Origin of the sequence: Pseudoalteromonas sp. SR41-1 (assembly GCF_014164015.1) — a bacterium.
GTDB lineage: Bacteria > Pseudomonadota > Gammaproteobacteria > Enterobacterales > Alteromonadaceae > Pseudoalteromonas > Pseudoalteromonas distincta.
Genome location: NZ_JACJEK010000002.1, coordinates 107,121 through 119,768, shown reverse-complemented (window position 1 = coordinate 119,768; position 12,648 = coordinate 107,121). Strand labels below are relative to the sequence as shown.

11 protein-coding genes are annotated in these 12,648 nt (G+C 37.1%); 3 read left to right on the top strand and 8 right to left on the bottom strand.

Annotated features, from left to right (window positions below):
• Positions 1-22: 22 nt before the first annotated feature.
• From H5118_RS02040 to H5118_RS02015, 6 genes are all read right to left on the bottom strand, one after another.
• Positions 23-958 carry a hypothetical protein gene (locus H5118_RS02040; protein ID WP_182747606.1) on the bottom strand — a complete coding sequence of 312 codons (936 nt, stop codon included), beginning with the start codon at positions 956-958 and terminating at the stop codon, positions 23-25.
• A gap of 85 nt (positions 959-1,043) precedes the next feature.
• The gene (locus H5118_RS02035; RefSeq protein WP_182747604.1) at positions 1,044-1,658 is read right to left on the bottom strand and encodes an ACP phosphodiesterase; all 615 of its coding nucleotides are present in this window, start codon (positions 1,656-1,658) and stop codon (positions 1,044-1,046) included.
• Between the two features lie 213 nt (positions 1,659-1,871).
• A complete protein-coding gene (locus H5118_RS02030; RefSeq protein WP_039485228.1) occupies positions 1,872-2,105 on the bottom strand; it encodes a ChaB family protein in 234 nt (77 codons plus the stop codon).
• 16 nt (positions 2,106-2,121) lie between these two features.
• Positions 2,122-2,691, bottom strand: a complete 570-nt coding sequence (gene sodC, locus H5118_RS02025) for a superoxide dismutase family protein (RefSeq protein ID WP_182747602.1) — start codon at positions 2,689-2,691, stop codon at positions 2,122-2,124.
• A gap of 589 nt (positions 2,692-3,280) precedes the next feature.
• Entirely contained in the window at positions 3,281-3,775 is a 495-nt protein-coding gene (locus H5118_RS02020; RefSeq protein ID WP_182747600.1) for a general stress protein, read from the bottom strand.
• 212 nt (positions 3,776-3,987) lie between these two features.
• Positions 3,988-5,220 carry a cytochrome C gene (locus H5118_RS02015; protein WP_182693645.1) on the bottom strand — a complete coding sequence of 411 codons (1,233 nt, stop codon included), beginning with the start codon at positions 5,218-5,220 and terminating at the stop codon, positions 3,988-3,990.
• A 329-nt stretch (positions 5,221-5,549) separates the two neighbouring features.
• Between H5118_RS02015 and H5118_RS02010 the strand changes: the two genes are divergently transcribed.
• The 3 genes from H5118_RS02010 (at position 5,550) to H5118_RS02000 (ending at position 7,940) form a co-directional block, all read left to right on the top strand.
• Positions 5,550-5,795 (top strand): DUF4235 domain-containing protein, encoded by a 246-nt coding sequence (locus H5118_RS02010; protein WP_002958040.1) that lies wholly within the window; start codon positions 5,550-5,552, stop codon positions 5,793-5,795.
• Positions 5,796-6,180: 385 nt separating this feature from the next.
• Positions 6,181-6,489: a hypothetical protein gene (locus tag H5118_RS02005; protein ID WP_182747598.1), complete on the top strand. Its 309-nt coding sequence runs from the start codon at positions 6,181-6,183 to the stop codon at positions 6,487-6,489.
• A gap of 302 nt (positions 6,490-6,791) precedes the next feature.
• Positions 6,792-7,940, top strand: a complete 1,149-nt coding sequence (locus H5118_RS02000; RefSeq protein ID WP_182747596.1) for a hypothetical protein — start codon at positions 6,792-6,794, stop codon at positions 7,938-7,940.
• Between the two features lie 145 nt (positions 7,941-8,085).
• Here H5118_RS02000 and H5118_RS01995 read toward each other — a convergent pair whose 3' ends face one another.
• Both H5118_RS01995 and H5118_RS01990 read right to left on the bottom strand, forming a co-directional pair.
• Complete coding sequence (locus H5118_RS01995; protein WP_182747594.1) at positions 8,086-10,056, bottom strand: hypothetical protein; 1,971 nt, start codon at positions 10,054-10,056, stop codon at positions 8,086-8,088.
• Positions 10,057-11,049: 993 nt separating this feature from the next.
• Entirely contained in the window at positions 11,050-12,648 is a 1,599-nt protein-coding gene (locus H5118_RS01990; protein WP_182747592.1) for a hypothetical protein, read from the bottom strand.

Here is a 12,648-nt window from a genome sequence, read left to right as displayed (position 1 = left end):
TTTACTATTTTGGTGATCAATACTAAAAAAACTTAATTACTGACAAATCACCAAAAGAAGTATCTATATGCCGGCCTGTTTGCTCCCACGCACGTAGTACGACCATAAGTTTTTTATTGTCGGAAGTCCAAGAAATTCCACCGCCGTATGCTTCAACTTTTTCGGCGCCCGAATCTTTTAACCCCAGCCCAGGGTTTGTGTTTTGAATATGCCCTTTACCTACTTTGTACTCAGCAAATACGTGAACATTATGCGGTAACGAAAATGATAAAAGCGAGCCAATACTCGCCCCATACGAATTAGAAATTAATTTAGTGACCTGTGGCACAGGTGAATTTAAAAAATCAGCCTGAAATACAATATTATCTTTATTCTCAAGGGATACATGCTTGAAAGACCAAGCGCCAACAATACTTAACGACATATCAAATTTGTTACTTAGCTTTGGCCTATTAAGAAAAAAATGCTCAAACAAAGACTCTTTATTATTGAAGGTATAAAAGTTGTGTTGGCCAGATAGCTCAAACTTGGTTGAACGTGTATTTTGCGAGAAAATTTGATCCGTTTGATTGCCGCTTAAATTGCTAGCCGTGCTTTGCAGCCCTTCAAGCGTTTGATAGTTAAATGTGATTTTAGAATTTTTAAATTTTCTATACGAGAGCAGTATATCCTGTGTTTTTGTTTCAACGTCATCTTCAAAAATGTCGGCAGAGTAGCCAATTTCAATGTCGTTAATATCAAAAAACACACCCACACGCTGGTTATTTATGGGCTCTAACGAAAACAGTGTTTTTTGATTACTCTGCGCCAAGTCGTCGTATATTAGCGCGTGGCTAGTGCTTGGGTTTGAAATAGTTGTGCGTACCGATTTTAAGTCGAAGTCGAAAGCCAATACAGCACCGGATTGAAATGCCGCTAAAACAGCAAAGCCCACAATAACCAAGTAATTGCGATTCATTAAAAACACTCAAAAATTAATTTGTATTAGAGTAGCGTTTTTTTCACCTTAACTTATCACAAAAGATTAACAATTGATGAAAACTTTAAATAATGCGCTTTATGCCATTTTTTGAGGGGCTTTCAAGGTCAAACTCATTCACATGCTTAATTAGCTCCGGGAAGAACGCTAAAAACACGGCTTCTAATTCATCGTAATTCTGTGCTATGTCATCAGCCGCACCCTCAAAAGTGTTCGTAAAACGAATGCGTTTGGCTATATTATCAAGCGCAAGCCCTACTCCCTCAACGGTTTCGTACTCTTTAAACCAATCGTTTTTAGTCATACTTGTTACAACATGCTGCATTCGCGCTGGCATAACAGGTATACGGTTATTTAAAAGCTGATAGCTGGTGTACTTAAAATCACTTAAAGGTTGCTTGCTAAATCGTTGCCAATGCACAATTAAAAAGTGATCAAACACCACATCAATGGCCACACCAGCAAAGCGTTTACGCTCGGGTGAAAAGTATTGTTTAGCGTGTTTAACTGCGCGGTGAGAGTCGGTAAATTTATCAACTAAATAATGGTTATCGAGGCCATTTTTAACTGTGTTTGGTAAGTGCTTTACATGTCTTTTTCCACCAAAGTCACCCAACAGGTTCCCAAAGTGAGAATCAGCTGTGGGCTGCGCTAAATAAAGATGAGCTAAATAATTCAAAGTGTTCTCTGATTGGCTAATACAAATAAATAATAACGCAAATTTAAACCAAACTCACATTCGTGTTTAAAGCAGTACTTATGGTTTTGCTTACCAGTTTTTACTCAAACAGACTGCAAAGTATTGTATAAACAGCGCAACTATAAAACGTCTATATAAAAAGCCGCTATATCAGCTATGGCGGCTTTTTAATGCTTAAGCTTTGTTGTTAGTTTAGTTACTCGACTTTACCCAATTTCCATTATCATTTTTGCTATAACTATTTTTAACCGCCGACCAAGCTACTTTGTGCGCTGTTGTTTCGCGGTCATCATCGTTTTTTCTATCGCTAGGGTCCTTATAGGTATCCCACGCACTATTAAACGCCTCTTGATATATCTCTTGAGCATGTTTAGGTAAGTTACTTTTTACCGACTCAGGTAATTCATCACGATTTTTATATGGCATAACTTCCTCCTTAGATTTACTCAATTACGCCACAAGCAACACGTTTGCCACCGCCACCTAATGGCTTTGGCTTATCTGCATAGTTATCACTTCCTTCGTGAATCATTACTGCGTGTTGTTTAAGTTTTTCAAGCGTGAGCCTTGGCGCTAAAACAGGCGATTTAGCTAGGCCACTTTCATTTACATACAACGCCGGTAAATCGCCTAAATGGCCATCCCCCCAAGGAGCATCATGATGCTCGCTAGCTTTTGGATCGAAATGCCCACCAGCGGCGCCCCCCGGCACAACTTTCTCGCCTTTTTTCTTGGGTTCACAACTAGCAAATTGGTGAACATGAAAACCATGCTGCCCCGGTGTTAAACCTTTTAAACTTGGTGTAAAAACAACGCCGTTATCATTTTCTGTTAGTGTAATAGTACCTAGTGATTGCCCTTGGCCTGACTTAGTTACTTGGTGCATTTGAACTTTTACATTAGCCAGTGCGCTATTTTGTAGTAACACACCGGTAAGTAGTATCGCAAAAGCTGGTTTTAAAACGCGGGTTAAAGATCTTTTAGCGTTTGAATCAAACTGCAAACAATTCATCATCATCTCCTCGTTTAGTATCAAATTAATAAAGTAATAACGCTAAATTAAGCGACTATTAAATAAGTAGCTTCAATGTATATACCAGCCCTACGCGGAAACATGAATTTATATATTATTTATTTTTAATCTATTGATTAAAAAGTAAATTTATAATTTTTATTAATTTTAAATAAATAGCTAATTAATTAAAAAAACTGACTTTCACCCAAAAGTTAAACAAAAACCAAGGCATATTTACAAACAGAATGGCAACTTTACAAAACTCATAAAAGAAGACTACCAACGATCCAGTCCAAAAAGACAAGCCAAGTTAAAAGGCAGCTATTAAAAAGGCCGTTATTATATAGGCGGTAGTCTCGAGAGTTGGTGTTGTTAGGGGGGCCTTACGACATGTAATAAAAAGCGCCTATCTAAATAAGTCTTTTCTATAATTAAAGCATGTTTAAAACCAATTTACTTATATATGGAGTTTATTTAATGACAAAAAATTACGTTAATATTTATGATTGCTCCGCCGTTAAAAACGAAAAAAAAGGTGAAACGAAGTTTCACCTTTTTAATTAATTTTGAAACTAATTAGTTAACGTTAAGCCTTAGAAACGTTACTTGCGCCTGCATTGTTAAGTATTTCTTCAATAGCGTTTTTGTTGTCACTATCGTACTTAACACCAATTAATATAGAGCCCTTTTCAATGGCATCTTCATAATATTTAATTTCGTGCTCAGGAATAAATGCACCAATTGCAGCACCTAAAGTACCACCTACTGCGGCGCCTGCGCCACCAGCAGCAAATGCTGCGACTAATGGTCCGGCAACTAATAAGCCCGTACCACCTGTTGCTACAGTACCTACTGCAGTAAAACCGCCAATAATTGCAGCAAGAATACCACCTGAAGCCGCGCCTACAAGGCCACCTTCAGCGGCTTTTGTACCTTCGTCTACAGCAAAATCTTCCTTTGCGTATGAGTCGTTGGCTACAATGCTTATGTCAGCTTCATTAATACCTAAAGCTTCTAATCTATAAATTGCGAGTGTTGCTTGTGATGCACTTTCAAATAACCCAGTAATAACGGTACTCATAATAACTCCTTTATTTTATTTAAGAAAATACACTTACTACCAAGCAAAACCCAAACCACAAATTTAACCAATAAAAATCAATACCTTAAATAAATAATTGTATCAATTTACTTATTTAAAAGGTAAAAGTTGCTAAGCTTTGTAAAAAACTCCTACCTAATATAAGAAAACTTACTAATAAGCAGTACGCAGCTTTAACACAAAATAAATTATTACTTACTCCACGTAATTTCAGCTAATTGGTTAGTTGCTGTTTGATGAATGATCAGCCCATTATTCCCCATGCGCATATGCCTAATTAAGCCAGAGTAAACTCCTTCTTTACTCGGAATTTGCCAGCTCTGCATAGTTTCGGTATTAAGGTCGAACCTTACTAAGGTTTCAGGACGCTTGGCTGACTCGTTAAACCAAATGGCGTTATCGGCATATTCAATTGCATACGGATGACTGTTTTCACCACTGGGATTATCCCACTGCGTTATTTTACCGTTTTTGGGGTTATAGCGGCCAAGTTTACCCATACCAGAGTTAACATAAAAAACCATATCGTCAGGCGTAATGGCTAATCGCCTAGTATGCGTTTTAGCGCCTGGGAGTTTTATCTCACTAAGCTCCATGGTATTTTTATCAACTTTAACCAAACAGTTACTACCATTACACGACACCCACGGCGTACCTTTTGAATCAAGCTTAATACCATATGGCCGCGAGCCTTTAGTGGGTAAAGTAGCCAATTGAATATCGCCAGTTGTAGGGTCTAGCTTGCCAATCATATTGCTATGCTGGAGGGTAAACCAAAATATTCCGGCTTCATCAAATACACCAGTATGCGGGTCGCGGGCATTTTTATTTGGCATTTTAAACACTTTAAATTTTTCGGTTTTTAAGTCTAAATATCCAACCGTGCCATTTTTATTGCCTAAAAACCAAGGGGTTTGATTTTTATCAAGCGATACACTGTGCGCATAGGTACCACTTGGCAGTGTGTACTCTTTCATATCGCCGGTTTGAGGGTCTAACCTGCCTAAAATATTACCCCACTGGCCAACCCACCAAATAATGCCATTTTTACCTTGCACCGGATCGCGAGCGCGCTGCCCAAGCGTTGGCACTTGCCAGTACTTAAAGCTAAGCTTTAAATCGCCCGTAACAACCTTAGACTCGCGCTTAGTGTTAACAGGATAATGCTCAGCTAAATAAGCGCTTATATCTTTATTAAGCGCAGTATCTGCGCCCGCATCAACCATATAGCTTATTAATGTTTGCCAGTCCTGCTGGCTATAACCCGCGCTGCGCTCAAGGTTAGTTAAACTATGGCAACTAGCACAAAGCTGCTCAACTACTGGCCCCTTATCGTTGCTCAGCACTGGTAGCGGTGCAAACAAAGTGCCCGACACAGCCATTACCAAAACGTATTTATTAAATAAAAATCGATTTTTACTCATAACGCCCTCCCTTGTTTTTTAATATTAAAGCATAGGGCGATGGTGTTTACTATATGTACAGACAAGCCGACTAGAAGGTAAGTTAATTTGCAGAATAAATGCCTCAAAAATAGACCTGAGCACAGTGGCACAGGCTTTACGTTAGTTACTTAGCTGATGCTTAAGTGTGCTTTAAAACGACTAAATTGCACAAAGAGAATAATAACCGCTTAAAAAACCTGATTTAAAGTCTTCAGAGTCTATCGGTATGTAAATTGCTGGTACTACTGTTCTTACTTAAAGAGTTACATATTGGTAACTCACGCTACAACTAAATAATCGAGGGTAATATGAGTAATAAACAGCTAATTACGACGATAGGTATAGGTCTGGCCGCTGCATCAGCAGGTATGTTAACAAGGAAAACTTTACAAAAATCGTGGGAAAAGGTTACCAACGAACCAGCCCCAAAAGATAGGCCAAGCGAAGAAACAGATCTTAAAGAGGCCGTTACATGGGCAGTAGTCTCAGGTATTGGTGCGGGTGTTGCAAGAATGGCCGTACGCTACGTACTAGACAAGCGCCGCTCCAAATAAACCTACCCAATTAATACCTATTATAAGTATTAAGCGTAATACGGTAAGGTTCTACAAGGCGCCTTGCGACAACCACTCCCCAGTTGTCGCAAGCAATTTGGCAAAAGCCTAGGTTAAGGTTACTTAACTATTGAGCTAAAAAATGGATTAATACCCAAATCGGGGTTCAGTGATGAAACTTAAAAAGTCCGATGGCGCGGCTGCGCAACTTATCCGACCTACATAGATTGAAAAACTGGAGGTGCCTTGCAATATGACCCTTTATTTTAAGCAGATACACTCTATTGGACATTAACTCCCTTTCAAAGTTGTTGCCTGCCTACAAGCTTGCGTATAATGCCCACATTCCGGCTGCATTTTTTAGCCGCTAACTTGGATTTTAATAATGAAAAAACTCTCTGCAGTGCAAATAAAACAGCAAGCGCTTGTACTCAATACTGCTGAAAAATTAGAAGAGCAAGGCCGCGCTGAGCTCCCAGACATGCTGCAATGCTGGTTTGATGTGGAATATCACTTATTTCCAAGTTCACTACTGCTGTATTTTCAGTTTGAAAACGAGCAAGCCTTAGCAGCCGCAGAGCCAGATTTATTAAAATGGCAAAAACGCTTAAGCGGCGCAATGCTTAAAAAAGGCGTGATTTTAAAGGATATGCGTAAACATTTAGTGTTTACCTTAAAAGGGCCAGATGATTAATAGAGGGTTTTAAAGGACTATAAAGCCTTTCGCTCGTATCGTCGAAGCGCATAAAACCATAATGAAAAGCCGTTGCATTGCTGTAACGGCTTTTTACTTTTATGAGAACTTAAAGTAGAACCTATAAAGATCAATTTTTGACTCAGGGATTTTTATTAGCCGATGATACTAATTGGCCGTTAAACAATACTAATGCACGGCAAAAGCAAATTTCAGTCGATTCAACGTTAATCGGTTGCCCTAAGTTAGTAATAATAGGATAGTAAATTACACATAAAAAATAGCCTTATATTAGGAATATTATGATCAAAGTATTATTAGCGACCAGCTTAATTGCCTCTTCATTCGCTGCTTTAAGTAATCCTTTAACTGTTGAAGAACAGCGTATCAACAAAGCCCAATCGGCAATGCCAAATGTTTTAAATGCATTTACCTCACAAGTATCAAATTTTGAGCAACAGTTTAAAGAACTTAACAACTTTAAAAGTGCAAAAGCATTAGTACAAAACTTTAGCTTTGAACTATGGGAAAACGCAAAACAACGCATAGCAAAAACCAATAACTACGACGACCGAGAGCTTTACTGGGCACGCTTGCTTTCAAGCAAAGTAATACGCACAACGTCACCTAAATTTTCAATTACGCAGACTCAACTAAATACTTTACTAACCCTACTTGAGGAAGGCAGTAGAGGCCGTACCGACCTTGCTTTTTCATCAGGCAGTACTAAAAAAATATTACTAACGGGTTTTGACCCTTTTTTACTCGATAAAAACATAAACCAAAGTAACCCCTCAGGTGTTGCGGCGTTATTACTCGACGGCCAAGTTATTAATTACAACGGCATAAGCGCAGAAATTAACACTGTTATGGTGCCTGTACGCTACGAAGACTTTGATCAAGGTATAATAGAGTCGCTACTTGCCCCATACTACGCACTTAATAATGTAGACATGGTAGTAACCGTAAGTATGGGCAGAACAGAATTTGATTTAGAGCACTTCCCGGGTAAACGCCGCAGTGTAACCGCTCCCGATAATGCCAATATTGTGTATGGTGGAACGCAAACAAGCCCAGTAATACCAAAACTCAATGGCCGACCACTCCCAGGCAACGAGTTTGTAAAATTTAGCTTGCCTGTAACTTACATGCAACAAGCCAAAGGCCCTTATAAAGTTATCGACAATCATGAAGTCACCACGCTTGAAAAAACCTATAAAGCGGGTTCGTACGGCGAGCTTAAAAATAGTATTGCGGTAAATGGCGGCGGCGGTGGTTACTTGTCTAACGAAATATCGTACCGAAGTATTCGCCTACGCGATGCGCTTAATTCAAGTATACCTACAGGGCATATTCACACCCCACGTATACAACAGTTCGAACCTGAAACAGAAGCTAAAATAGTAAAACAAATAAAGGCAATGCTAGAGCAAAGCTTAGTAGCGCTATAGTTTATAACTACTAGTTTAAGCGCATAAAAAGGGCAATAATATTGCCCTTTTTTAAATGGGGTTACTAGGGCAGGTTTTGCATTTTTCCTTAATCACAAATGGCAAAAAGAAAGACCTGACCCTGCTGATTTTTGACCGTTAACAGTTATTCTTCGATAGCCTTAAGCTTTTTATAAATAAAAAGATCATCTTCTATTTTAAAAATAACTAATATTAATAGCTTTAAGTAAAGTAAATACGAATTTTCATGCAGATAAACTTCAGTTGGGTTAGCCTGTGTACCATGTAAATAGCTATTTCTTAAGTCGTGCCCGTTTGTAAACTCACTTTTGTTTAAGTAGTAATTGAAATAGTTTTGCTCAGGTATTGCGAAAAGTGAACTTCCAAAAAGCACTATTCCATCCTTACTCATATTCATAACTTCGCCTTGAATATCGGCAGGATAATGGTGAAACGAGGCAACCTCATTTTCAAAGATATCTCTTAATATTAATATTCGGTTCCAATTTGTGACTTGAACGCAATTATTTTCATCGACAGATATATGATTCTTATCTATCAAATAATTTAAATGCTCATGCTGATGTTCTTCATAATTTCCAAACTTTATTTCTTCTTCACTCACCAACAAATCAACAAAATTTCTGTATTGCTTATCTTTGAAAGGGTCAACATAAGTCAACAAAGTCTGATCCGAAAATAGCAGATGGGTTAGCGAATCAACTTCTTGATTACCTTTGTTAATGTATATGTACTTATTATTATTTAAGCTTGGAATATCTTTGATTGCTGTAGGGCCAGATGACATTTGCAGGAGTTCAAAATCAATATATTCATTTTCTACGAATAATTTATATTGCTTTAATATCGATTCAAACTCAGGTGCGATTGTTCTTATTTTCTCTAAAGCAGAAGCATTTTGAGTAGGGACTGTAAAATTGGCGTTACTCGGTAAGTCAAATAATTCCGGTAAAGTATCAATGAAAACTGTTTTTAGAATATCCTCTAATGAATATTTAAGCCCTTTTAGTATATTAGAATATGTATAAATTTGGGCCATAGATGCCATTTCTAATTGTGTGAACGCAACACCATAAACGTATTCAGTTTTTGACCGAATTCCTAAAGTTCTTTCAAAAATTCCAAGCTGATTTTCTTTGCTCGTTAGAGATACGATATTCTGTTCATCCACGTACTCAAAAAGTGTCTTGAAGTTTCTATACAGAATATATGGGTGATTATTTTCTTTAATGTAATCTAAGCTAAATTCGTAATGGATTATACCCTGCTCAATCCAAGCATGTTTAATTTTAGAAGCATTTTCTGGATAACTAATAGCTACCCCGTATTCAAATGATGAACTAGAACCATTATCGAAAAAGTCTTTAATAGACTGTTGATATTTTCTCTTAGCCGCCAGTTTAGTTTTATCTGAGATGCGGAAGTCACTATGTCTTTTAGCATTCTGTATTATAGGCAGATAGTTAGTATTACAATGCTCTGAGTCGATGTACGAATAAATAATATTTTCTTTGTCTTGAACAGTTAAACAACTAGGGAGGTACAATTGAGTTTTATTAAAGCTATCTTCAACTTCATATATAGACAAAAGGATCTCAGCACTTTGCTGGGCACTTTTAAAATATTCGCAAAGGGTAATCTTATATTTATTAACCAATTTTTTTTGACTCAACAAGTACCTAATTTGATGTGGGTTTTTCTTTATAACCTCTTCTATTTGAGATGGTGATATTCTTTTAAACTGTTGATAATTACTTATTAATACCCAGAAGCTTTCATAGTAACCGTGAAATATACTTTCAAAATGTGGTAGGAAGTTACTATCATCAATATTAGTTATAAACTTACCAATTACAGTTCTGAAACCATTAACTTTTTCTTTATAAGCAGCAATGTCTTTTTCAGACCAATTTTTAAGGTATATCGCTTTTTCAAAAAACAGCGATATATTGTACAGTTCAAGTATATCGTTTATATCTTTGATATCTTCCAATAATTCGCTATTCAATAGAGGCTCTGCTTTTGATAAATAGTGACCACTCGACATGTCGTGTATTGAGTGAAATACAACTCTATCTCTATCTCGCTTACTCATAACTAAAATATACCACTTAACTTCGTATCAAAATTCTTTCTGCTAAACTATAGAGTTTATACATGTATTACAAATACTTAATGGAATATTTCACTAGTAATGATGCCATATATTTTTGTAAAATAAGTTAGTGTCCTATGTGAGCTAAAAATAACCCACTTCTACCAACAGCAAAAGGGTAAGTTGCTTTATATACTTCGGAGAGCTTTATACGACTAACATGCGTGTAAAGTTGTGGTGTAAGAATGCTAGCATGGCCTAACACTTCTTGAATGTGGAGAGGATCTGCGACATTGTCTAATATCTTAAAATACAGAGGGTCAGCTATTGTTTATTGCCAAGACCAAACACCAATCTCACGTTTAACACCCTCCCCCCGTCATTACGCCCTGAAAATAAGCAATTGATAAGTAATGTCGCGCATGGATGCGCGATAAGGCGAAACTAGGCCATGGATGGCCTATCTTCGCCGCTTACGTTCACATCAATTAATTATTTGAAGGAAATAGCGTGATGCTCGGGTGCGCTGAGAGTGTCCAGAGAGGGACCAGCGGCAGCCCCTCTTTGGCTGCTGTCGCCAGCGCGACAAAACCTTGAATAAGGTTTCTAATCTTTAAAAGGTACGAAACGTATTCGCGTTATCGGTGATGATAACCTCAAACACCTATTCAAATACTGATTCGGGCTCCCGCCCGCGCGTCAGCAAGCTGTACGCCTACAAGAAATAACACATACGCTTGGCTTTTGAGCGAGTAAGTATATTTGTGAGTCGTTGGGTTTCGTTTCACTCTATCCAACCTGCGCCCATATTATTTATGGCGAATCACCACGCACAAAAAAGCCGTTACATTGCTGCAACGGCTTTTATAATTTTGATAAATTCCCAAACTATAATAGAGCTTACTCACCATTAAAGATCAAAAATTAGTCTCTGCTGTGGTTGTTGAATATAGTTTGCAACTAATATTCGATAACTTATGAATACATTAAGATTTATAGTTGAGCGTACTGCATATTATGATTACCCATTAAATTGTACAAACTTTTCAAATTACCTTCTGACTCTGGGTCATCCCAACCTCTCAACCACCTTACTTCGATACCCAAATATTGTGCCCAAGCCACTGCTTTTTTCATTTCTCTAAATTTACCATTTTTGGCGCATGACTCTATGTACTGGTTAACAAGCAGATATTGATTCCGACCAGCACTATACTTAGCCTGATTAAACGCTTGCTCATAATACATATAAGATTTTTCGAATGATTTATGATGGTAGTAATAATTTGCATAACACCAATTACATAACCACCCCAAAACATTATCAAGCTCAGCTTGCTTCAATTTATTATGATAATTATCGATGTTATTCAAAGAATCATAGTTATTCTTTAGTAACATTCCTTCATTAAGCAACTCAATAAATTTTGATGGTATCTCTTTTATAGCTGGAGTTAATGCCAGTTGTGTTAGTACTTGGTGACCAGTAAAAGAGCCAACATGAGCTAAAACTAATTTAGCCTTTTCTATTTTGTTTAATTCTTGAAAAGATTCATGCGCTATATAACTTTGTAATACCTCAGTACCGTGCCTAACAGCTAATGCATAATGCTCCCAATACCTAGAAACCTCATAAAAATAACGCCGATTAATATCAACTTCACTTGTGAAACCGATAGATTTTTTTAAACCCTTTATTGATTTATCTAACTTTGAATTTATGCGGTATAACCTACCAGATTGACCTTTAACATGATCAATGCAACTAATTAAAAATTCACGACCAAAATTACTTTCCAGTTCTCTAAAACAATAAGAAGAAACCCGCCCAATAAATAAGATTATTTTTAAACGCTGCTTTTCTGATTTACTAAGTAACCTTCTTAAAGATCCATTAGAAGGACACTCCAACAACGACAATGAATATTCTAAATTGTTAAACAGTGAACTAATACTTGGAATTTGATCAGTTGTGCTCCAATGCTGAGCATTTTCTAAGTTCTGGTTTGCTCTGTAATCATCCACACTTTTATCTGGGTAGTGAAATGATGATTGGCTAATAGATAAAGACTCATAAATGAGTTGCCATGCTTTTCTTAATGGCCAGTTAATATTTTGCCCTTCAATATCGGGCAAAGCCCACTCTTTTAAGTTTGGTAGATTGAGCTTTGAGGCTGGCACATTTATTTTTAAGTAGTTCTTATAAAAAGAAAGTAAGACCCGATCTAATAAATATTGTTGGATAAACCATTTTGAAGAATTTCTTTTATTGAGATATGTACCATCATCAGCTAAAACACTTTTATAAGTGACGAGCAGCTCTTCGACAGCTTCCAATACCATAAAAATAACTCTCTCTTCACCTAAAGCACTTTCAAGCAATAATCTAAGTGAATCAATTAACTCTTCAAGCTTACCATCAATTTTCGAGCTTTCGTCAGCCAAACGTTTTAACTTGGTTTGCAGCTTTTTCTTATTGCTCTCGCTCAAGAATGAATTACTTCTATCCTTTTGTGCCAGAAGCCCAGTAATATTAAAAATCTCACGAACGAGATCACCGATAGTCGGAAATGTAGCTTTATTATTTTCCAT